A 21,929-nucleotide genomic window follows, 5' to 3' on the forward strand; every position below is an offset into this window, starting at 1 on the left:
AAATAGGAGATAATTGCATACAAGGAGCGATATACATGATGCAATTTGCCAGGCGGGTGCAGTACGCTAAAGCTTCGGAGATACGTGAAATATTGAAAGTAACAGAACGACCCGAGGTGATCTCTTTTGCTGGTGGTCTTCCTGCGCCAGAACTGTTTCCCGTTGAGGAAATGAGAGCCGTTTTCGATGCGGTATTGAAAGAACACGGGAGCGAAGCGCTGCAGTACGCGACCACGGAAGGATATACTCCCTTAAGGGAACAGGTGGCTGCAAGGATGGGCAAAGCGGGTATTCAGGCCGCCGCGGATGATATAATCATCATAGCCGGTTCACAGCAGGGGCTTGACCTTACTGCCAAGGTTTTTTTGGATGAAGGAGATACCGTTATCTGTGAAAGCCCCACCTACCTTGCCGCCATCAGCGCCTTTAGGACTTTTTTGCCCAGATACGTGGAGATTGAAATGGACGAAGACGGCATGATCATGGAAGAACTGGAAAAAGCACTGGAATCAAACCCCGGCGTAAAATTCATCTATACCGTACCCGATTTTCAGAACCCGACGGGCAGGACTTTGAGCCTGGAGAGAAGGAAAAAACTGGTTGAGCTGGCCAATACATACGAGGTGATAATCATTGAAGACAATCCTTACGGTGAATTGAGGTTTGCCGGGGAAAACATCCCCCCGGTAAAAAGTTTTGATACACAGGGCCGGGTTGTTTACCAGAGCACTTTCTCCAAAATTCTTTCTCCCGGCTTTAGGGTCGGCTGGATTTGTGCGGCGCCCGAAATACTTCAAAATTATGTTTTGTTCAAACAGGGAACAGATCTGCATACCAGTACAATAGCCCAGTATGCCATAGTACATTTTTTAAAAACATTTGATCTGGAAGCGCACATAGAAAAAATCAGGAAGGTATATAAAGAAAGACGCGTGCTGATGATCGACACGATGAAAAAAGAATTTCCCGGTGAGGTGAAATACACAACGCCTGAGGGGGGACTGTTCCTTTGGGTGGAGCTTCCTTCCTACTTGAACGCCAGAGATTTGCTGGTTAAATGCCTGGAAAAGAACGTGGCTTTTGTGCCGGGCGGTTCATTTTTCCCCAACGGCAGCCGGGAAAACACACTGAGGCTGAATTATTCCAACTCTTCCGAAGAAATGATCGTTGAAGGCATAAAGAGGATTGCCGGCGCCCTGAAAGAGATGATAAAATAACCCGTGTTTTTTCTTTACCATTAAAAGGACACCGTGATATAATATTTACGTCCAAAAAAGAGGAGGAAAAAGAATGACTGCCCAAGCCCATATCAAGACCATCAATAGACAGGCGCTGGCCCGGACCCTGGAAAAAGGCGGCTGCGGCGAGTGCGTCACTTCCTGCCAGTCGGCATGCAAGACCTCGTGCACGGTCAGCAGCCAAAACTGCCTGAAGGAAATGAACATCAAAAAATAGGGACCCGGCCAGGGTCTGTTTTCTTTGAAAGAACTCGCCTTTGGGGGCCGCTTAAATGCCGTACGATTTTTCTCTTGTGCACACTTTTGCGATAAATGATACATATATGGTTCTGGATATAAACAGCGGCATCATCCACAGCCTGAGCCCAGCAGCTTGGGATTTTTTAACGGCCTGGGAACGAGCCGGGGGTAATGCCGGCAAGGCGATTGACCAGCTGTCGTACAAGCACGGGCGCGCTGAACTGGAAACAATATACTCCCTTTTTGAGCAGCTTAGAGAAGAGGGCATGCTGTTCAGCAGGGACGAGCAGCTGGAATCATATAGTTTGCCAGGGGAGGGCATTGTCAAAGCCCTCTGCCTGCACGTTGCGCATGACTGCAACATGCGCTGCCGCTACTGCTTTGCCGGGACCGGGAGTTTCGGCGGCGAAAGGCGGTTTATGGACCTGGAAACGGGAAAGCGCGCCCTGGACTTTCTTTTTGAAGTGTCCGGCCCCAGAAAACATGTGGAAATAGATTACTTTGGCGGCGAACCCCTGCTAAATTATCCTGTGGTCAGGGAATTGGTCCGGTACGGCAAGAAAAAGGCGGCGGAGCAGGGAAAAGAATTGAAACAAAGCCTGACCACCAATGCTCTCTTGCTGGACAGAGAAAAAATAGATTTCTTCAACCGGGAAGGAATCCACATGATTCTCAGTATTGACGGGCGTCCCCAAGTCCACAACCGTATGCGCCCGCTGCCCGGCAAAACAGACAGTTACGGAGCGGTAATAAAAGCAATAAAGGCATATGTGGACAGCCAAAAAGAAGAAGCGTATTTTATCAGGGGAACCTATACTCGTTATAACCTGGATTTTTGCGCTGACTTTCTTCACCTCGTCAACAAAGGCTTCCGGCGCATTTCGCTGGAACCGGTGGTGGCCTCGCCCGGAGCTGACTATGCCCTCAGGGAAGAAGATGTTCCCTTTCTTTTCGACCAGTACCGGGAACTGGCCGAAATATGCCTTGATTTATACCGAGACGGTCATAACGTCAATTTCTTCCACTTCAATATTGACCTGGACAAAGGCCCGTGCCTGCCCAAACGCCTGACAGGCTGCGGCGCGGGTCACGAGTATCTTGCGGTCTCGCCGGCTGGCGACCTTTATCCCTGTCATCAATTCATGGGACAGGAAAACTTTATTGTCGGCAGCGTTTACGCGGGAATAACAAACAAGACCTTGTGCAGCGAATTCCGCTCGGCTCACGTTCTCAACAAGCAGCCTTGCCGGGAATGCTGGGCCCGGTTTTTCTGCAGCGGCGGCTGCCATGCCAATGCTTACAATTATAACGGCAGCATTTTTGAACCATACCGGATAGCTTGTGAAATCCAAAAGAAAAGACTGGAATGCGCCATCTACTTGCAGGTGAAGAAGTGGGAATTGGAACAAAAAGGAACGGGCGACTAAAGGCGGTATATTATTGGCAAAACTATAATTGTAATATTCTAACTAGCCAAAGACAGTTTATACAGCCCCGCCATATAATAAACCAGGAAGGAAGGTGAGGTGCCCGAACCGGCAGGTGCGATTAAAGAATGCCGGAGGGGAACATGAAGGGGAACATTGATTTGTCCAAGAAGCCTCAATTTTTCCAGTTCAAAAACCTGTGGTTAGGCATAAGCCTTTTGCTTTTCGCGGTAGTTGTGTTTTCCATTTCATATTTATGCCTCGAAAAAGACCGCCCGGTCATGCTGCTGGTCGATGGCCAGCCCCTTGTTGTAGCTGCTGGAAAAGAAGAGGTCGATAAAGCCCTTGACAGGGCCGAAAGCGAACTGGAGAAACAGTACGGCACGGTTATCAAGGGATTCAAACAGGCGCTGACATTTGACAGTGAACTTGTAAAAAAAGAGGATAAACCTGTAAGCGGCAGTGAACTTTGCGAACTGTTGAAAGACCGGCTCGACTGGCAGGCGGAGTGCGCTGTTCTTAGCATAAGCGGTAAACCAGACCTGTACCTGCGCTCCGAAAACGAAGCGAAAAAAGCACTTGAAGAAATTAAAAAGTACTACCTTCCCGGAGACCTGACCGGTGTAGAGGTGGAAAGAACCGACTTTGCCGAAGAGGTTAGCCTCAGGGCCGGCACAGGACCTGTAAAAAGCGTCAGAACAGCGGAATCGGCAGTGGAAGCCATGGTTAAAGGCCTGGACAGGATTATTCAGCACAGTGTACAAAAAGGCGAATCGTTGTGGACTATCGCCCGCGACAATAATATGACCGTAGCTCAACTAATGGAAATGAACCCGGAGCAAAAAAGCGACTTTCTCAGGCCGGGTCAGAAGCTTAACCTGGTTAAAGCCGAACCTCTTCTTACCGTATTGACCACGGTAACGACCACCGTTGAAGAAAAAATACCTTACAAAACCGTTTATGAAGATGACGACACGCTCTGGCGAGGACAGCAAAAGGTCCGGCGGGAAGGGGTCCCCGGGTCCCGGAAAGTGACTTACCGCATCAGCAAAGCCAACGATGTGGAAGTATCGCGGGAGACCCTGGAAGAAACGATCCTGTCGGAACCCTTAAGCCGTATAGTGTTAAGCGGCACAAAAATGATGATTGCCTCGCGCGGCGACGGGGGGAACGGCATACTTGGCTGGCCGACCAGGGGAAAAATAAACTCTCCCTTCGGTAAAAAGCGCGGCCGCAAGATACACAGCGGTACTGATATAGATGGAGAAATAGGCGACCCGATATTTGCCGCCGGTGACGGCGTTGTGCTGGAAGCGGGCTGGAAAGGCAGGTACGGCAAGTGTGTCATGATTGACCACGGGCGCGGTCTTACCACGCTGTATGGCCACCTGAGCCTGATCGATGTTGCTGTAGGTCAGCAGGTCAGCAGGGGGGATATTATCGGCCTGCTGGGGACAACCGGTAACAGCACCGGCCCTCATTTGCATTTTGAAGTGCGCCTGAACGGGGAATTCCAGAACCCCATGAAATATCTGGAACAATAAGCACAGGTCCGCCTGTGCTTATTAATGATTCAAATTTGCAGCTGCAAGGGAGGTTGCAGGGACGGTGGTCAATAAAAAGCGCAGGGTAAGAGCGGCCCGGATTATCGTTGCCGTGATAGCAGTCATTTTAAGTTTCGGTCTGTTGGTCACCTCGTTGAGCTGGTACTTTTGACTCAAAAAGGGAAGCGGGTCCTCCATTATATTCTTGCGTAAAGCAGCAAGCGGATTATACTCAAACGACGGGTTTGTTCCCGGAAGGGTTCAAATCCTTTTTTTGTCCCGTTATTTGACTGTAACGCCAGAATATACCTGCCAGCAAAGTTCACTGATCCGCTATAATGGAGGAGGACCGGAACCTGGAGGAGTGAAAAGAGCCATGTGCCGAGACAATATGTACAGCAGGCTGCTGACCAAAGCAATCCTTCTGGCCGTAATTGCCGCTGTAACTGCAAACATGCTTTTTGGCGCAAAGCCGTTTGCGGTTCATTCCTATGGCAATAAATTAATTCAAAGAATAGCCTGGTTTTACCTCGATTACCAGACAAAGAATTATTACGAACTGCAGAGCGAGCATTTCCTTCTAAAATATTCGGCCGCGGATAAAAGTGCCGCTCATTTGACTGCTGAAAAGGCAGAAGAGTATTTGAATTCAGCAAAACGCATTTTGCTTGACGATTCGGAAGAGGGGAGAATACTGCTGGTTCTTTATCCCGATCGGGATTCGCTGAATGGCAGTTTCGGCTGGGGCAGTGATAAAAGCGCGGCAGGCGTTTACTGGGCAGGCAGCATCGTACTGCTGTCTCCTCGTGCCTGGAAAAGCGGAAAAACATCGGAAGAAGAGATGAAAAATATCCTGGCGCACCAGGTCCCGCTTTCCCATGAACTCACCCACCTCCTGGTAGACAGGCAGACAGGGGGTAACTACTGCCGCTGGCTTACCGAAGGGCTGGCGCAGTATGTTGAAGAAAAGATCGCCGGTTTCAGGCTAAAAGAGCCCTTGCCGGAGGAAAGAGAAAACCTTTACCCGCTGGATGGGCTGGAGAAAAACTTTGACCGGCAGGAAAACCAGGAACTGGCTTACTGGCAGTCGCTTCAAACAGTGAAATTCCTTCTTGATGAGCACGGCATGGTAAAAATGCAGGAACTGCTGGCCGTGCTGGGCAAGGGAGCAAGAATAGAAGAAGCTTTAAACAGCGTCTATGGTTTGGACAGGGTCAAATTGGAAAATGCGGTGAAAGGTTACCTGGCAAAACAAGACTATGATTGAACATGTTAATGCGTGTTATTACGGGATGACTTTTTAATGATGTCTTTGTATAATCGAGATAGAGCATAAAGCGGCCAGATAAGCATGATAACATACAATGAAGGCTTTTAAATCATAATATATGTTACGGAATGTTACGGAGGGGGCGCCACAAATGAGTTACCGTTTTGGGGATTACCCGCGAAGAAGAAGCGTTTTTGCTACGATACTGATGCTGCTGGTCAGTTCCGTAATAGGCGGTTTGCTGGCTTTGAGCCTGGCGCCGCATATTTATGGTTACGGCAACTTAAGTACGCCCGCGCCGCTTCCCGGTTCAGACCAAAAGGATCCTCTTTCGCCCGCATATCTTGACTATTCACCGGTGGTGAAGATAGCCGAGCAGGTGGGGCCCGCCGTGATAGGCATTTCCAACCAGGCTGTGGGCCGCAGCCTGTTCAACCGGGAACTTATTGAGCAGGGAAGCGGTTCAGGGGTGATTATCAGCCAGGATGGATACATAGTTACCAATTATCATGTGATTCAAAACGCGGAAAGACTGGTGGTTACTCTTGCCAACGATAAGCAGCTTGAAGCGGAAGTGCGGGGCAGCGATCCTGATACTGACCTTGCTGTTTTGAGAATAAAAGCGTCAAACCTTCCCGTTGCTGTTCTTGGCGATTCCAGCCAGCTCCGGGTGGGGGAACTTGTGGTTGCTATCGGGAACCCGCTCGGCGCTGAATTTGCCAGGTCCGTAACGGCAGGAGTGGTCAGCGCGAAAGAGCGTCACATCAACATTCAAGAGCGCAAGGTAACGCTTATCCAGACCGATGCCGCCATTAATCCCGGCAACAGCGGCGGCGCCCTGGTAAACAGCAGCGGGCAGGTCATTGGTATTAACAGCGCGAAGCTGGTCATCCCGGGTGTGGAAGGAATGGGGTTTGCGATCCCCATCAACGATGCCAAGCCCATCATCAACGAACTTATTGAAAGAGGTTATGTCAGCAGGCCGGCCCTGGGTATTTGGGGCGTAGCCATTGATGAACTACTGGCCAGGCAAAACAACCTGCCACCGGGCATCTATATCCGGGAACTGGTACGCAGCGGCCCGGCTCAACAGGCCGGTTTGAAAACGGGAGACATTATCCTTTCCATCAATGGGCAAAGAGTAACCTCCTTTGACGAGATGAGCAAAGCGCTTGAAAAATTTAAACCTGGCGATAAAGTCACCGTCGACTTTTACCGGGGCGGGAAAAAATACTCTGCCGAGCTGGTCCTGGGAGAACGGGGCCGACAGTAGCGGGGGGAAAGCGATGTTGATCTGCGCCTGCGCTAACAATGTGGTGAAAGGATATGCGGATTAAACTGGTTGTTGTAGGCAAATTAAAGGAGAAATACTGGCGTGAGGCTGCAGGCGAGTACTTAAAAAGGCTTGCTCCTTTTGCCAGGGTGGAAATAATCGAAATTGCGGAAGAAAAGCTGCCTGATAACCCGTCGGCAAAAGAAATGGAGCAGGCCTTAAACAGAGAGGGGGAACGTATTTTAAACCACATTTCTCCCTCTTTTTACGTTATTCCCCTGGCCATTACGGGGCAGATGCTTTCTTCGGAACAACTGGCTGAAATGCTGGGAAGACTTGCGATGGAGGGGAAAAGCCGGGTCGTTTTTATCATCGGTGGGTCATGCGGTTTGGCCGAGGAGGTTATTGAAAGGGGCGACCTGGTTCTTTCCTTTTCTCCGCTGACCTTCCCCCACCAGATGATGCGGGTGCTGCTGCTGGAGCAAATTTATCGCGGATTTAAGATTCTGCGGGGAGAGCCGTATCATAAGTAAAGAGGATCGCTGAGCCAGTTTGCAAGAAGTGAAGATTTTAGCTCCAACGTTGCGTTAACCGGTCGCGCGACAGCGCGTCTTTCTTTTTGATAAAACCTGTCTAGTCAAATAATTCACGAAGGTAATCCCGACGACCATGTAATATGCGGTGAATGATAACGGTACTTTCCGTTATCCTGTAAAAATAGTAGAAAACATTTCTCTTTACATTCCGGGAAATTATCTTCGCTGGGCAATTAAACGGCAGAAATAGAGCAAATGTTCGCTTGATTATTTATGAATATATATATTAATAGACAAATTATTGGGTAAGGAGTAAAATGAAAATAGCTGACAGCCGGCGTTTCTTGCTTTGGCCAAGAAACGCTTGTCTCGGTACAACAAAGGGGGCGTAGAAAGCATGCTTACCAGGGAACTGGAAAAAATGTGCGTTGTGGCTAAAGGGCCCAATCACGGAGCGGCGCCCATCCCGGAAGAAGGAAGATGGGTGCAGGTCAGGGAAATCAAAGATGTTTCCGGTTTTGCCCATGGCTGCGGCACTTGCGCGCCGCAGATGGGGACATGCAAATTGACGCTGAACGTTAAGGCGGGAATCATCGAAGAAGCGTTGGTTGAAAACATCGGCTGTTCCGGTATGACTCAATCTGCGGCGATGGCGGCGGAAATACTTCCCGGCAAAACAATTCTGGAAGCATTGAATACTGACCTGGTGTGCGATGCTGTTAACAGCGCGATGAAGCAGTTGTTTCTGCAAATTGTTTATGGGCGCACGCAGACTTCGTTTTCGGACGGCGGCCTGCCGGTTGGGGCTGCCTGGGAGGACCTGGGTGCCGGCTTGCGCAGCCAGGTAGGCACTTCATACGGCACTCTGGCCAAAGGGCCGCGCTACCTTGAAGTGACCGGCGGTTATGTGACTCGAATGGGGCTTGATGAAAACAACGAGGTCATTGGTTATGAATACGTTCATATCGGTAAAATGATGGATTATATCGCCAACGGCATGAGCGCCGACGAAGCCTTGAAAAAAGCCAGGGAAACATATGGCCGGTTTGCTGAAGCGGTAAAACTGATCGATCCGCGCCGGGAATAAAAGGAGGGGAAGACGATGGTGACCTTTGAAGGAATTGAACGCCGCCGCGAAAGGATAGCGACTTGTTTGCGAGAAAACGGGCTGCAGTCGCTGGAAGAAGCGCGCGATCTTCTGCAAAACCGCGGGGTTGACGCATACGGGATTGTAAGAAAAATCCAGCCGATTTGTTTTGAAGACGCCTGCTGGGCTTACATCCTGGGAGGAGCAATCGCCTTGAAAAGAGGTTTGACGGAAGCGGCGGATATAGCCGAAGCAATCGGCGAAGGGCTGCAGGCGTTTTGCATTCCGGGGTCGGTGGCCGACCACCGCAAGGTGGGCCTGGGGCATGGGAAACTGGCGAAGATGCTGCTCAAAGAAGAAACCCGGTGCTTTGCCCTTCTGGCCGGACATGAGTCCTTTGCCGCTGCTGACGGGGCTATCGGCATTGTCCAGTCGGCCAATAAGGTTAGAAAACAGCCGCTGCAGGTTATACTGAACGGTCTTGGCAAAGACGCCGCCTATATTATTTCGCGTATAAATGGTTTTACTTACGTTCGTACGCAGTATAACTACCAAACCGCCGAACTGTCGATCGTGGAAAAGCGGGCTTTCTCGCAAGGGCCGCGTTCGGCGGTGCGTTGTTACGGCGCCGATGATGTGGATGAAGGAGTGGCCATTATGAAACATGAAGGAGTAGACGTTTCTATTACTGGCAACTCAACGAACATGACCCGCTACCAGCATCCCGTTGCAGGCACCTACAAGAAGTGGTGCGTTGAACACGGGAAGACATACTTTTCCGTGGCTTCCGGCGGCGGTACGGGGCGCACCGTACACCCCGACGATAACGGCGCCGGGCCGGCCTCTTACGGCCTGACAGACACTCTGGGCCGTATGCATTGCGATGCGCAGTTTGCCGGCTCTTCTTCGGTTCCCGCCCACGTTGAAATGATGGGCTTTATCGGCATGGGAAACAACCCGATGGTCGGGGCAACCGTCGCTGTTGCGGTCGCAGTTTCGCAGGCCGTCAAATCATAACGCCGCCCAACAGCCGGGGCGGCAGGTATAAAGACGGATACCTGCCGCCTTTTTCTTGGGCGCCTGTACTTTTTTCATGTTGCATCTTGCTTAATTGAATAGTGTCAGATATACTCCTGTGTATAGAGAGTAATACTGCTAATATCTGCCATATCGAACATGGATACGGTTATGTCAGAAATTTATTAAAGGGTAATACATATTATGAACATTCAAAAAGAGGGGAAATAAAATTGATAGAATCTCTGGAAATCTTAAAGAAAAATCTCAAGCAGGTGGTTATTGGCAAAGAGGAAGCGATCGATTTAATACTGGTAGGTCTGCTGTCGGAGGGACACATCCTGATCGAGGACGTTCCCGGTGTCGGTAAGACCTTGATGGCTAAAGCTCTTGCCGTTTCCCTGGACTGCGATTTCCGCCGGCTTCAATGCACCCCGGACCTTACCCCGACGGATGTGACCGGGTTCTTCATCTTCGACCGCCGCAGCAACGATTTTAAGTTCAGGCCGGGTCCCGTCCTGACAAATATCCTTCTTGTGGATGAGGTTAACCGGGCGGTCCCCAGAACGCAATCCAGCCTTCTTGAATCGATGGAGGAAAAACAGGTTACCGTGGACAGCCAGACGTTTCAACTGCCCCGCCCCTTTTTCCTTCTGGCTACCCAGAACCCGGTGGAACTGGAAGGAACGTTTCCCCTGCCCGAAGCACAGCTGGACCGGTTTCTCCTCAAAATATCACTGGGCTACCCTTCCCTGAAAGAGGAGCAGGAGATAATCTCGGTGCACGGCAAGGAAAACCCGCTTTTCTCGCTGCCGATGGCCGCCTCCAGGGACGATGTCCTGCGGTGGCAGGAGCAGAGCCGCCAGGTTTTTGTCCATGACTCCGTCGGTCATTACATTGTAGCCCTGGTCCGGGCTACCCGGGAACACTCGTCCGTTGCGCTTGGGGCCAGCCCCAGGGCCAGCCTTGCCTTACACCGGGCAGCGCGAGCCCTGGCCTTGCTGCGCGGCCGCGATTATGTCATCCCTGATGATGTCAAGTACCTGGCCCGGTTTGTGCTGGGACACCGGTTGATTCTCCGGCGGGAAGAACGCCTGCGGGGCATTGACGCCGGGAAAGTGATTGAGGAAGTCGTCTCAACGCTGGCGGTTCCGGTAGAGGAGAGCGGGAAATAAATATGGAAACCACCAGTCCCGGCCGGGCAGCGACCTCGGTGTTTACCATACCGTTTATTAGATACGCCCTGTACGTGGGGGTTGTCCTGCTGATAGTAAACAGGAACCTGCCGCCTGCCGCATTTTTGCTTTTTTTGATCATAACGCTGGAATGTGCAAGGTTCTGGTGTGTTATCAGTGTACGGAAGCTGGAAGTTGGGCGGGAAATAGGGCCACAAAGGCTTTTTAGGGGCGAAGAAACCGTGCTTACCCTGGAAATAAAGAATAAGAAATTAATTCCGGTCAGTGTTTTTTGGGAACAGCCCATTTCCCGGGAATTCGAAGTTATCTCTTCCGCGCCCGGGGTAATGCACTCTCCTCTATCGGGAAAAGTATTTTTGGGCTGGCATGCTGAATTCCAGGTTAGGTATGTGCTTAAAGGTGTCAAGCGGGGCTATTTCAGGCTTCCGCCGCTTACGGTTTCGGCAGGGGACGGACTGTCGCTTTTTAAGAAAGAGAAGTATTATAACGACAAGAGGGTACTTATTGTTTACCCCCGCGTTTTTCGCCTCGAGGACCTGTCGTTAACCCCCGCCTTTTTTATCGGAGAAAAAAAAGATGATCGTCCCTTTCTTCCTGACCCGGTCAGGATTGCGGGTCTGCGTGACTATTCGCCCGATATGCCGGCCCGTTTAATCCACTGGAAAGCCAGCGCTTATAAAAATGAGCTCCTGGCAAAAGTTCTGGAGCCGTCGGCGGATGTGCGGATTTGCATTGCCGTTGACGTTGGGGCGTTTTATGGCCCGCTTCCTCAGCCGGAGCGTTTTGAGGAGGCATTATCCTTGGCGGCTTCACTTGTTTACTGGGCGGACTGCAACAAAGTGCAGTACGGCTTACTGGCCAATGGTGCGCAAAAAGAGCTGCCCTGCCAGGTGGTTGTTCCCATAAGCAGTTCCGCCAGCCAGGCTGCGACGGCGTTAGAGTCGTTAGCCAGGCTCGAACTTGAGCCCTTGGGAACTCTAACCGACCTGGTCAGGACGGAAGGCCGTCATTTCCCTTGGGGGACAACACTTGTTGTTATCGGGGACGGAACCCCGTTGCAGGTTTCGCCTAACGTGCGCAACGTAGTATACTATAATGCTTTATGATAATATGTAATCAGGGGGATTAACGGTGACCCAAAGGAAAACAAAACTCGTTCTGGCTCTTGTATTTTCCGAAGTATGTTACCTGTATCCGCTTTACCGCTGCCTTGTGTCGGGGCTCGGCATAGCGCCCTGGTCTTTTTTTATCCTTGCTGCAGTTATGGTCCTAGCTAATTTGTTCCTGGCCAAGGGCCGGCATCGTTATCTCACCATCGCGGTGGGCAATATCCTCCTTTTTACCCTGCTGGCGGACCTTTTGGGCGGAGGGCTGAAATCCCTGTTCGTTTTCAATGAACCGGCGGCTTTATGTGGTTTTGCCTTCTTCTTCTGGCTCGGTTTTCGCGCGTTTTTCTTGACGCGTCGCAAAAACATTGATGTTTATCTACATTTTGATCTCAGCGTAGGCATTATTTTCCTGATCATTGTTTTCGGTGGGATGGCCCAGGCACTCTTACCAGACAGCCTGGCCTGGTTTTTAGCCTCTTTCCTGTTTAATGCGGCGGCGCTGTCCTTGATACAAGACGAAAAAGAAGCGGGAAGTCGTCCCGCTTGGCCAGGCATTATTTTAGTGTCCCTTGTCCTTATCCCCTTTTCCCTGCTGTTAGACAGTCTTTCTCCTTATTTGTACGCACCTGCCCGGTTTTTTTATGACCTGGGCAGGCCGGTTGTTTCCTTGCTGGGTCGCATCTTTGTATTTTTCGTGCGGCTTTTGTATGGGCCCAGGTCACTGAGGGAAGACAGCGTATCCCAACTTGTACTCACCGCTCCCTTGGGAGGTTCTCCGGGAACAACGGCTGTTTCGCCGTGGTTTGATATTCTGGCCAAGGCCTTTTTCTGGCTGGCTGTTTTCGTGCTGGCCGCAACGGCCGTCTCTTTGACCCTTTACCTTTTGGGCCGTTTGGTGGTCTGGCTTCTTGGACGCCAGGCCGTGGAGGAGTCCGCAGCCAGAAACCCCACCCTCCGCGGTGGTTTACGACGACTTATGCTGGCGTTAAGGGAAAGATTACGCGCCATGATCGTGCCGTGGTTTCCCGGGAAAATCGATGTGCCCACGGCTTACCGGGTTTTGTTGCGGTGGGGAATTCACAAAAGATGTCCCCGGAGAACCTGTGAAACCCCCTTTGAATATTTAAACCGTCTTAAAAAACGTTTCCCCGGGTACCAGGAGGAACTCAGGGAAATCACCGGGTATTACGTCGAGTTCAAGTACGGCAGGGGAGCGGATCATGTTGCGCCCGACGCAAGGTATTTAAAGCAGCGCCTGCGCAGGCTTTATTTTCCCCGCTTGCGGGTTCCGCCGGCAAAAAGCTGAACAATAAATTCTGATAAATTTAGGTCTCCGCCAGGTGGCCGTGTTAGGAGAAGGCTCAAAATGAAAAGAGAAAGACTAAGCCGGTTTTTAACTGTTTTTGTTTTGCTGTTCATACTGCTTATACTGCCTGTACCAGGCGCGATTGCCGTGGGAACGGAATTGCCGGAACAATACCTGAAAGGAATACTCAACCTGATCCAGCAGAAATACCTGGATGAAACGAGCACTGATTCTTTGGTCCAGTCGGCCCTGGAAGGGATTTTTGACGGCCTGGACGAATATACCGCTTTCTATACTCCTCCGGAGGCTGACGATTTTCTGGCCACGGTAAAAGGCCGGTACGTGGGCATCGGCGCGGTTTTAAAAAAGTTCGGGGACACAATCGTAGTGTACAGCGTTTTCCCTGAATCGCCGGCGGACAAGGCTGGCCTGATTCCGGGGGACAAAATTATCGCTGTAGACGGGATCGGGGTCACAGGAATGTCGGTGGACCAGACCGGAGAGATGATTAAGGGTGAGGAAGGCGCAAGGGTGGTCTTGGAGATAGCCAGACCGGGGCGCCAGGGGATGATAAAGATTGAAGCAAAGCGGGCTGAAATCAAAATAAACCCGGTTGAAACCAGGGTTATTGAAAACACGGGGCTTATTAAAATCCTGTATTTTAACGAAAACGTAGAAGAGTACATGCAAAAAGCACTTATGGACATGGATAAACAAAGCATTAACAAGATTATCCTCGATTTGAGAGACAACCCCGGAGGAGAAGCTTCCGCGGCGGCGGCGGTCGCGAAAAACTTTGTTCCCAAAGGACTTATCACCAAACTGGATTTTAAAGAAAAGGATAAAGAAGATGTGTACTACTATTCGGAACTCGAAGAACCCAGGTATAAACTGGTTGTATTGGTTAACGGGAACACTGCCAGCGCCAGCGAAATACTGGCAGGAGCCATCCAGGATACAAGGGCGGGCATTCTCCTGGGCACAAGGACCTACGGGAAGTCAAAGGTGCAGAATGTCATTCCCCTGCTGACCCCGCAGGCATACGAAAAGTACAGTAAAACGTACGGTATTGATTCCCCCGATGCCTTTTTGCTTACCGAAAGATATAACATTGGCCTTCAGGAAAATGAAATCATCGGGTGGGTCAAGATGACCACCGGCGAGTATTACACGCCCAAAGGGAGGAGAATTGACCGGCAAGGGCTTGTACCGGACGTAGTCGTGCAGGATTACGCGCCGGTAAAAGGGATCGATGTTTATGAGATTGGCAGGCTGCGTCAAAAGGAAAAACCGGGTCTGGAGACGGAAAGCATAGATGTGGCCAATGCCGAGAAAATTCTAAAACTGCTGGGGTACGAAATAGAAACGCCTGATCTCTTGCTGGATAATAAAACCTTCCAGGCGATAAAAAAATACCAGGCCGATAAAGGTTTTTATTCTTACGGGGTCCTGGATTTTGCCACTCAAAGGGCGTTAAATGGCGAACTAGACAGACTGATTCTTCAATCGGACCAGCAGCTGGCCAAAGCCCTGGAATTACTGGCCGATTAACCTAACCGGTAATGTATTCGCGGATGCTGGAAATGTTCTCTACTATTTTTCTGGCCACTTCCGGCCGGTTCATAGTATAAATATGGATGCCGTCGACGCCCCAGGAAAGCAGGTCGATGATCTGTTCCGTCGCGTAAGCGATTCCCGCTTCCTTTAAAGCCTCGGGGTTATGCTCGTACCTGTCCATGATGCGGATGAACTTTTTGGGCATGGTCGCCCGGCAGAGGGAAGTGATGCGTTCGATCTGCTTTTTGTTGAGCACGGGCATGATCCCGGCATCAATGGGAATCCGGTCGATTCCGTATTTTACCGTTAGGTCTTTAAAGTTGTAAAACTTTTCGTTATCGAAAAACAGCTGGGTGATCAGGAAGTCTAGACCGGCTTCCACCTTTTCCTTTAAGTGCAGGAGGTCTTTCTCCATGCTGTCGCAGTCGGGGTGCCCTTCGGGATAGCAGGCCCCGCCGACGCTGAAATCCCAGTTCTCTTTGAGTTCAAGGATCAAGTCCCTTGCATAGCGGTAGTGAAGCGGTGTGGGAAACACAAAATTTGGGTCCTGCGGCAGGTCGCCGCGCAGGGCCAGGATATTGTCAATGCCTTTTTCCTTCAGCTGCTGGAGAATTTCATTTATCTGCTGCCTGGTAGCGGTGATGCAGGTCAGGTGGGCCAGGGATTCAACCCCGTATTTCTTTTTGATCAGCGTGGCTATTTCTACGGTCCTGGTGGTTGTGCTTCCACCCGCTCCGTAAGTGACGCTGATATAGTCAGGCTTAAGACCCTTTAATCCCTCCAGCGTGCTGTAAATCGTCTCAATGGGGCTGTCTGTTTTCGGGGGGAAAATCTCGAAAGAAATAACGGGTTTCTTTGAGGAAAAAATATCTTTAATATGCACAGGCAGCACCTCGCTCTTATGATATTTATGCTAGCTTAAATTTTAATATTTTTCTTATGCTCTGTATATAAGTATAAAGCGATTTTCTTCAGTTAATTTAACAAACAGGATATAATGAATATAACTGGCCGGGAAATATAAGGCGGAAGGAGATTAGGACATGAAACCAAGGGCTTTTATCGCCGTCCCGCTTCCCCGGGAGGCCGAAGATTACCTGGCCCGGCACTGCCCGTACAAAAAGTGGGAAGGAGAAGGCGCGATACCCCGCGACCGTCTCTTGCAGGAAGTGTCGGGAATGGAAGGCTTGCTGGTCATGGGTCATTGGATTAACCAGGAACTGCTTGACAGGGCTCCCCGGCTGAAAATTGTCAGCAATATCGGGGCGGGTTACAACAACTTCGATCTTGCCGCTATGAAAGCCCGGGGCGTGATGGGCACCAACACGCCGGGGGTAATGAACGAAACCGTAGCGGACCTCGTTTTCGGTTTGATCCTGGCCGCCGCCCGGAGGATTCCGGAACTGGACAGGCTGGTGAAAGAAGGCGGCTGGAAGAAGGGCATGGGCAGCGAACTGTTCGGGGTGGAAGTGCATCACAGCACGCTGGGCATTATCGGGCTGGGCAGGATCGGCGAAGCCATCGCCAGGCGCGCCGTTTACGGTTTCGGCATGAAGCTGCTGTACCACAACCGCCAAAGGAGACCCGAACTCGAAGAAAAACTCGGGGCCGTTTACCTTTCACTGGACGACCTTCTAAAAGAAGCTGATTTCGTGGTGGTAATGACCCCGCTCACTCCCCAAACCCGGGGATTTATCGGCTACCGGGAGCTCTGTTTAATGAAACGGTCGGCCGTGTTTATCAATGCCTCGCGCGGGGGTACGGTGGACGAAGCGGCCCTGGCGCGGGTTCTTGAGGAAGGCAGGATCTACGCGGCAGGGCTTGACGTGTACGGGAAAGAGCCGGTTGTTCCGGAAAATCCACTCCTGAAAACCAAAAACGCGATCACGCTTCCGCACATTGGCGCCGCCACGGAAAAGGCGCGCCTGGCTATGAGCATGCTGGCCGTGGAAAACCTGGTTAAGGGACTGTCGGGAGAGCAGCCGCCCAATCTGGTAGAAGAACTGAAATAAAAACCTAAAGGAGCACACAGGATAATGAAAAGAGACGGGCACACCCACACCCGTTTTTGCCTGCACGGGTCGGGCGAGGAGACGGAGGACTTCATCCTGAAGGCAATCGAAAAAGGGTTTGAGATATATTCCACTACTGAACACCTGCCTTATCCCGATGATTTTTTGGAGTCGATTCCCTACTCCCAGGAAATGAAGGATTCCCTAAAGCTTCGGGGCAGCGACTTTGGCTGTTATATCAGGGAAATTGAGCGGCTTAAGAAAAAATACAGGGACAGCATCCGGCTGTTGGTCGGTTCGGAAATAGATTTTCTGCCCGACAACCAGGGCTATACCAGGCAAATGCTGAAAGAGTACGGCCCGTATCTGGAAGACTCCCTGCTTTCCGTTCATTTCATAAGAGGAGACGGCGTTTGGCGCGCGGTGGACGAGAGCCCGGCCGATTTTGAGGACGGGCTTATCAGTTGTTATTCAACCTATGAGGAGGTCCAGCTGGAGTATTACCGGACGGTTAAAGAAGCGCTGTTATGCGATCTTGGTCCTTACAAACCGAAAAGGATCAGCCACCTTACCCTTTGCAACAAGTTCCAGCTGCTTTTCAACCCGGAAGGAAGCACTGGCGAAAAAGTGAAAAAAGCCGTGCTTGATATACTGGAATACATGCGCCTTCACGGCTACAGCCTGGACGTAAACGTATCGGGCCTCTACAAGGTACACTGCAGGGAAATCTACCCCTCTCCCTGGATTATCGAACTAGCCGGAAAAATGGGCATCCCCCTGGTTTACGGCTCCGATTCCCATGCCGTGGATGACGTCGGCCGCGGTTACGAAATTTACGAATCGCTGACCAAGCGTTTTTTGCTCCATAGTTCTTCCTTCTTCAGCGGCAATCAGATAAAATAGAGGAAGGATTTGCATATTTTTTTGGAGGTTGTCATGCGTAGAATATTCCATCTGGCCTTTGCTTTTCTTTTTCTTTCCTGCCTTCTCTTCACCGGCAGGGCGGAAGGCAGCAGCGCCGTTACCGATGTGGAGGTCTATATCCGGGACAATGTGGTTGCCAGGCCGGTAACCTATATCATCCGTTTTAAAACAGGGCAGAGGCTGAGCGGGGGTACGGACGTGATTACGGTTAAATTCCCGGAAACCGTTCCCGTTTCCTCCGATATCAGGAAAGAAAACGTCTCCATAAACAGCCGTTCCGCAGCGGGGCTGAATTTTGCGGACAACACGCTGGAACTGCTGGTGCCGGAGTCAATCAACATCATGCCGGGCGAACTGGTGGAGGTAGGAATCGCCAGTATGGTAATTAACAACCCTAGGGAAGCGGGAAGCTACCAGGTCGTGGTGAAGACCTCGCAGCAAAGCGTGGAAGCCAGTTCCGCCCCTTTCCAGATCACCGATTACGAATACTCAGACGGGGTCAGCAAGCCGACGGTCAGCCTGAGCACCGGTGAGGAAGGGGCAGCTCCGGAGTACAGGATTAAATTCAAGACCTCGGTAAACGGGAGGCTGTCCGGTGGAGACACCATCAGCCTGACCTTCCCGCCGGGGACCGACATGCCGTATTCAATCGACGGCGCCATGATCAAAATCAACGGCTGGCCGCCTGCTCAACAGCCCCAGATAAACGGGCAAAAACTGACCCTCACCCTGCCGGACCTTGTCATAGCGGGCGGGGGTGCCGTGGAAATAGTCATTGCCCCGGAAGCCGGGATAAAAAACCCGACCTCTTCGAGTTACAACACGATCAAGGTTTCAACTTCCGCTGAGCCGCGGGAAATCACCTCGTTTTCCTACGAAGTGACGTCAGGTTCTGCGCAGCCCGCCTCCAGTCTCACCGGGCTGAGCGTGACGGCCAGCCCGGACACGGCCGGCCAGGCAGCCGCATACACCATTGTCATCAAGCCGGGCCTGCTTAGCGGTTTTGGCAGCTTGATCAGCGACCTGGTGCTGACTTTTCCGGGGGATGAGTCGCTTCCCGACAGCATCCCGGCCGGCAGGATCAAAGTGAATGGCGTAGCCGCCGCCGGCACCCTGGTCAATAAAAAGACGAATGAACTGGTCATTCTGCTGGCGCAAAGCGTCTCCAGCCAGGAGCAGATCACGGTGGTGATTGAGCAGGCGGCTGGAATCACAAACCCGTGTGCCGGCGATCACAAGCTGGAAATCGGGGTAATGAAGCAAAGCCGCACCATCCTTTCCGACTGGCTCACGATCAAAGAAGCCTCAGCAGGTTCCGGAGGCAGCGGTTCCTCGACGGCAACCCCGGGTGCGGGCGGCCGGAACACGATCCTGCTCCGGATCGGCAGCAGCCTGGCCAACGTGGACGGGACCCTTACCGTCCTGGATGCCCCGGCATCGATCATCAACAACTACACCATGGTGCCCCTGCGTTTTGTGGCCGAAGTGCTGGGAGCGGTCACCGAATACGATTCCGCCACCGCTTCAGTCACGGTAAAACAAGGAAACAAGGAAATCAATCTCTGGACGGGCTCGAGCATGGCCAGAGTGAACGGCACGTTCGTCAGCATGAACTGCGAGGCTAAAATTGTCAACAACAGGCTGCTTGTTCCGGTCCGTTTTGTCAGCGAAAACCTGGGAGCAAAGGTGTCCTGGGACGGGGCAAACCAGCTCATCACGATAACCAGGGGGGATTCGGGTTCGACTTCTGCCGGGGATGCTGCAGCGCAGCCTTATCCGGTCGGCTTCAAAGTGCGGATTAAGAGCGAACATAGCTATGTGAACCTGAGGACCGGCCCCTCCACTTCCTACCAGCTTGCCGGCAAACTGCTGCCGGGCCAGCTGGCGACCATTGTTGAAACGAACAGCGACTGGTACAAAATAAGATTAAGCACGGGGCAGGAAGCGTGGGTGGCCAGCTGGGTGGTCGATGTGGTTTCATGAACAAGCACGAAGTGGCCAGAGTTTTGCGCGAAATCGGCCTTCTTCTTGAACTGAAAGAGGACAACCCATTCAAATCAAGGGCATACTACAACGGGGCCCGGGCTGTAGAGCTTCTGCAGGAAGACCTCCAGGCGCTGGTCAGCGAAAAGAAACTGGAAGGCATAAAAGGCATCGGCAAGGCGCTGTCAGAAAAAATCAGCGAGCTGGTTTTAACGGGGGACCTGGCGTACTATCGCCGGCTCAAGGCCAGCCTGCCGGAGGGCGTGCTGGAACTGCTGAAGATTCCGGGGTTGGGACCAAAGAAGGTAAAGGCGCTCTATGAGGAGCTGGATATTTCCAGCCTGCGCGAACTGGAATACGCCTGCAAGGAAAACCGGCTTGTCGAACTGCGGGGTTTTGGAGGGAAGACACAAAGCGAGGTTATGGCAGCAATCGACTACCTGAAGAAGTTCCAGGACCAGTACTATTACGCGGAAGCCCTGGGCCAGGGACTGGCCCTGCTGGAAGAGATAAAAAAACATCCCGGGACGAAAGAAGCCAGCCTGGCAGGCAGTATCCGCCGGGCCAGGGAAGTGGTCAAAGACATTGACTTGGTGGCCGCAGGGGAGGATACGGAAAAGCTTAACCGGTTTTTTGCCGGGCTTCCCCAGGTCCGCGAGGTTTTGGAAAGCGGCGGGACCTGTTCCTTGGTGCGGCTGGAAACAGGCATCCGAGCAAAACTGCGCGTGGTGGGACGCGAAGAGTACCCTTACGCGCTTTGCTATTTTACCGGGAGCAAAGAGCACAATGCCGCCCTGCGCCGGCTGGCCGGGGGAAAGGGCTATACCATCAGCGAGCGCGGGCTGTTCGCCGGGGAAAAGAAGATTGACTGCCGCTGCGAGGACGAAATCTTCCAGGTCCTGGGGCTTTCTTTTATCCCGCCCGAACTGCGTGAAGATAACGGCGAAATCGAAGCCGCAAACCGGGGGCGACTGCCGCAGCTGGTAGAGGACGGGGACATAAAGGGTGTTTTTCATATCCATACCAGCTACAGCGACGGGGTCAATAGTCTTGAGGAAATGGTGGCCGAAGCGGCAAGACTCGGCTTTCAATATATCGGGATAAGCGACCACAGCCAGTCGGCCTATTACGCCCTGGGCCTGAAAGAGGACAGGCTCAGGAAACAGCAGGAGGAGATAGCCGCCCTCCGGGAAAAGTATCCGCAGATTGCCGTATTCTCGGGGATAGAATCGGACATCAGGGCGGACGGCAGCCTGGACTACCCCGACGAGGTGCTGGACAGCTTTGACTTCGTTGTGGCCTCCGTTCATTCCCATTTCAAGATGCCGGAAGAAGAGATGACCAGGCGCCTGGTCCGGGCCATGCGGCACCCCGCGGTGACCATGCTCGGCCATCCGACCGGCCGCCTGCTCCTGGCCCGTGAAGGGTACAGAGTGAATATGGAGACCATCCTGGAAACGGCCAGGGAAAACGGGGTCATCATCGAACTCAATGCCAGCCCGGCCCGGCTTGACCTGGACTGGCGGCATCTCAGGAAGGCCAGGGAACTGGGCGTCCTGGTCGCCATCAACCCGGACGCCCACCGCCTCGAGGAACTGAACGACGTTTATTACGGGGTGCGCGTAGCCCGCAAGGGCTGGCTGGAGAAGAAAGACGTCTTCAACTGCCTTGAGGCCCAAGAGATCAGGAAATACCTGGAGAGAAGAAAAGAAACGATAATACGATAAAAAGGGAGCCGGCAGGCTCCTTTTAGTATATGTCAGGGTAATGGCTGCTAGACCATCATGCCGCCTACGACCCCATCGGAAGGATGAAAATTTATTTTCAGGGTAGGGTAGTTTATATGCATGAATCCAAATACAGAATTGACCATAAGGCAACAGGATGAATCTACTATGATGATCATAACTCATATTTTTTTGCATATTGTTCGTAAATTGACACATTTCAGCACAATCGATACTATTATCTTCTCAAGATAACAAATTGAAAGACAGCTTAAAAGAGAACGGGAGAGACAACACGACTAAACCAGCATTGTTCGATTACCCTGAAGCAGAACCGGATACCAGACGGCGGGTGGTCGAACATGTGTTTTCCAGGGACGTAGCAACTGAATCACATGTTACGACCATGTCAGGGTGGGGATGCCGTTATGGGGTTGTTAAGAAACCAGCATAAGAGTTCGCCGCAGTACTATTCAGTATAGA

At 51.8% G+C, this 21,929-nt stretch carries 18 protein-coding genes; 17 read left to right on the forward strand and 1 reads right to left on the reverse strand.

Annotated features, from left to right (window positions below; all coding sequences use genetic code 11):
- Positions 1 to 38: 38 nt before the first annotated feature.
- From NUV48_00515 to NUV48_00575, 13 genes are all read left to right on the forward strand, one after another.
- Positions 39 to 1,217 carry a PLP-dependent aminotransferase family protein gene (locus tag NUV48_00515; GenBank protein ID MCR4440617.1) on the forward strand — a complete coding sequence of 393 codons (1,179 nt, stop codon included), beginning with the start codon at positions 39 to 41 and terminating at the stop codon, positions 1,215 to 1,217.
- 73 nt (positions 1,218 to 1,290) lie between these two features.
- Entirely contained in the window at positions 1,291 to 1,455 is a 165-nt protein-coding gene (gene scfA / locus NUV48_00520; GenBank protein MCR4440618.1) for a six-cysteine ranthipeptide SCIFF, read from the forward strand.
- Between the two features lie 55 nt (positions 1,456 to 1,510).
- On the forward strand, positions 1,511 to 2,905 hold the full coding sequence (gene scfB, locus NUV48_00525) for a thioether cross-link-forming SCIFF peptide maturase (protein ID MCR4440619.1): 1,395 nt from the start codon (positions 1,511 to 1,513) through the stop codon (positions 2,903 to 2,905).
- Between the two features lie 143 nt (positions 2,906 to 3,048).
- Complete coding sequence (locus tag NUV48_00530) at positions 3,049 to 4,449, forward strand: M23 family metallopeptidase (GenBank protein MCR4440620.1); 1,401 nt, start codon at positions 3,049 to 3,051, stop codon at positions 4,447 to 4,449.
- Positions 4,450 to 4,825: 376 nt separating this feature from the next.
- Positions 4,826 to 5,716 carry a peptidase MA family metallohydrolase gene (locus NUV48_00535; protein MCR4440621.1) on the forward strand — a complete coding sequence of 297 codons (891 nt, stop codon included), beginning with the start codon at positions 4,826 to 4,828 and terminating at the stop codon, positions 5,714 to 5,716.
- A 154-nt stretch (positions 5,717 to 5,870) separates the two neighbouring features.
- On the forward strand, positions 5,871 to 6,992 hold the full coding sequence (locus tag NUV48_00540; protein MCR4440622.1) for a trypsin-like peptidase domain-containing protein: 1,122 nt from the start codon (positions 5,871 to 5,873) through the stop codon (positions 6,990 to 6,992).
- Positions 6,993 to 7,045: 53 nt separating this feature from the next.
- Positions 7,046 to 7,525, forward strand: coding sequence for a 23S rRNA (pseudouridine(1915)-N(3))-methyltransferase RlmH (rlmH, locus tag NUV48_00545; protein MCR4440623.1), 480 nt, complete (start codon positions 7,046 to 7,048; stop codon positions 7,523 to 7,525).
- 400 nt (positions 7,526 to 7,925) lie between these two features.
- The gene (locus tag NUV48_00550) at positions 7,926 to 8,615 is read left to right on the forward strand and encodes a hypothetical protein (protein MCR4440624.1); all 690 of its coding nucleotides are present in this window, start codon (positions 7,926 to 7,928) and stop codon (positions 8,613 to 8,615) included.
- 15 nt (positions 8,616 to 8,630) lie between these two features.
- A complete protein-coding gene (locus tag NUV48_00555; protein MCR4440625.1) occupies positions 8,631 to 9,632 on the forward strand; it encodes a GGGtGRT protein in 1,002 nt (333 codons plus the stop codon).
- Between the two features lie 233 nt (positions 9,633 to 9,865).
- Positions 9,866 to 10,807, forward strand: a complete 942-nt coding sequence (locus NUV48_00560; GenBank protein MCR4440626.1) for a MoxR family ATPase — start codon at positions 9,866 to 9,868, stop codon at positions 10,805 to 10,807.
- A 2-nt stretch (positions 10,808 to 10,809) separates the two neighbouring features.
- Positions 10,810 to 11,934 (forward strand): DUF58 domain-containing protein, encoded by a 1,125-nt coding sequence (locus tag NUV48_00565; GenBank protein MCR4440627.1) that lies wholly within the window; start codon positions 10,810 to 10,812, stop codon positions 11,932 to 11,934.
- Positions 11,935 to 11,959: 25 nt separating this feature from the next.
- Entirely contained in the window at positions 11,960 to 13,243 is a 1,284-nt protein-coding gene (locus NUV48_00570; protein ID MCR4440628.1) for a DUF4129 domain-containing protein, read from the forward strand.
- Between the two features lie 60 nt (positions 13,244 to 13,303).
- Positions 13,304 to 14,794 (forward strand): S41 family peptidase, encoded by a 1,491-nt coding sequence (locus NUV48_00575; protein MCR4440629.1) that lies wholly within the window; start codon positions 13,304 to 13,306, stop codon positions 14,792 to 14,794.
- A 1-nt stretch (position 14,795) separates the two neighbouring features.
- On the opposite strand, the gene metF is transcribed toward NUV48_00575, so the two are convergent.
- A complete protein-coding gene (gene metF / locus NUV48_00580; GenBank protein MCR4440630.1) occupies positions 14,796 to 15,683 on the reverse strand; it encodes a methylenetetrahydrofolate reductase [NAD(P)H] in 888 nt (295 codons plus the stop codon).
- 160 nt (positions 15,684 to 15,843) lie between these two features.
- Here metF and NUV48_00585 point away from each other — a divergent pair, with 160 nt between their 5' ends.
- From NUV48_00585 to polX, 4 genes are read left to right on the forward strand one after another with little or no spacing between them, the layout of a single operon-like run.
- Positions 15,844 to 16,812: a D-glycerate dehydrogenase gene (locus NUV48_00585; GenBank protein MCR4440631.1), complete on the forward strand. Its 969-nt coding sequence runs from the start codon at positions 15,844 to 15,846 to the stop codon at positions 16,810 to 16,812.
- A 24-nt stretch (positions 16,813 to 16,836) separates the two neighbouring features.
- Positions 16,837 to 17,715: a histidinol-phosphatase HisJ gene (hisJ, locus tag NUV48_00590; protein ID MCR4440632.1), complete on the forward strand. Its 879-nt coding sequence runs from the start codon at positions 16,837 to 16,839 to the stop codon at positions 17,713 to 17,715.
- A gap of 33 nt (positions 17,716 to 17,748) precedes the next feature.
- Entirely contained in the window at positions 17,749 to 19,719 is a 1,971-nt protein-coding gene (locus tag NUV48_00595; protein ID MCR4440633.1) for a stalk domain-containing protein, read from the forward strand.
- On the forward strand, positions 19,716 to 21,446 hold the full coding sequence (gene polX / locus NUV48_00600; GenBank protein MCR4440634.1) for a DNA polymerase/3'-5' exonuclease PolX: 1,731 nt from the start codon (positions 19,716 to 19,718) through the stop codon (positions 21,444 to 21,446). Before NUV48_00595 ends, polX begins: the two co-directional genes overlap by 4 nt.
- Positions 21,447 to 21,929: the final 483 nt, after the last annotated feature.

This window comes from Peptococcaceae bacterium (assembly GCA_024655825.1).
Classification (GTDB): Bacteria; Bacillota; Peptococcia; order DRI-13; family PHAD01; genus JANLFJ01.

What these genes read in the sequence shown, in the direction of transcription:
- NUV48_00515 (MCR4440617.1), top strand. Translation starts at nt 39, where the DNA reads ATGCAATTTGCCAGGCGGGTGCAGTACGCTAAAGCTTCGGAGATACGT.
- scfA (MCR4440618.1), top strand. Translation starts at nt 1,291, where the DNA reads ATGACTGCCCAAGCCCATATCAAGACCATCAATAGACAGGCGCTGGCC.
- scfB (MCR4440619.1), top strand. Translation starts at nt 1,511, where the DNA reads ATGCCGTACGATTTTTCTCTTGTGCACACTTTTGCGATAAATGATACA.
- NUV48_00530 (MCR4440620.1), top strand. Translation starts at nt 3,049, where the DNA reads ATGAAGGGGAACATTGATTTGTCCAAGAAGCCTCAATTTTTCCAGTTC.
- NUV48_00535 (MCR4440621.1), top strand. Translation starts at nt 4,826, where the DNA reads ATGTGCCGAGACAATATGTACAGCAGGCTGCTGACCAAAGCAATCCTT.
- NUV48_00540 (MCR4440622.1), top strand. Translation starts at nt 5,871, where the DNA reads ATGAGTTACCGTTTTGGGGATTACCCGCGAAGAAGAAGCGTTTTTGCT.
- rlmH (MCR4440623.1), top strand. Translation starts at nt 7,046, where the DNA reads ATGCGGATTAAACTGGTTGTTGTAGGCAAATTAAAGGAGAAATACTGG.
- NUV48_00550 (MCR4440624.1), top strand. Translation starts at nt 7,926, where the DNA reads ATGCTTACCAGGGAACTGGAAAAAATGTGCGTTGTGGCTAAAGGGCCC.
- NUV48_00555 (MCR4440625.1), top strand. Translation starts at nt 8,631, where the DNA reads ATGGTGACCTTTGAAGGAATTGAACGCCGCCGCGAAAGGATAGCGACT.
- NUV48_00565 (MCR4440627.1), top strand. Translation starts at nt 10,810, where the DNA reads ATGGAAACCACCAGTCCCGGCCGGGCAGCGACCTCGGTGTTTACCATA.
- NUV48_00575 (MCR4440629.1), top strand. Translation starts at nt 13,304, where the DNA reads ATGAAAAGAGAAAGACTAAGCCGGTTTTTAACTGTTTTTGTTTTGCTG.
- NUV48_00585 (MCR4440631.1), top strand. Translation starts at nt 15,844, where the DNA reads ATGAAACCAAGGGCTTTTATCGCCGTCCCGCTTCCCCGGGAGGCCGAA.
- hisJ (MCR4440632.1), top strand. Translation starts at nt 16,837, where the DNA reads ATGAAAAGAGACGGGCACACCCACACCCGTTTTTGCCTGCACGGGTCG.
- NUV48_00595 (MCR4440633.1), top strand. Translation starts at nt 17,749, where the DNA reads ATGCGTAGAATATTCCATCTGGCCTTTGCTTTTCTTTTTCTTTCCTGC.
- polX (MCR4440634.1), top strand. Translation starts at nt 19,716, where the DNA reads ATGAACAAGCACGAAGTGGCCAGAGTTTTGCGCGAAATCGGCCTTCTT.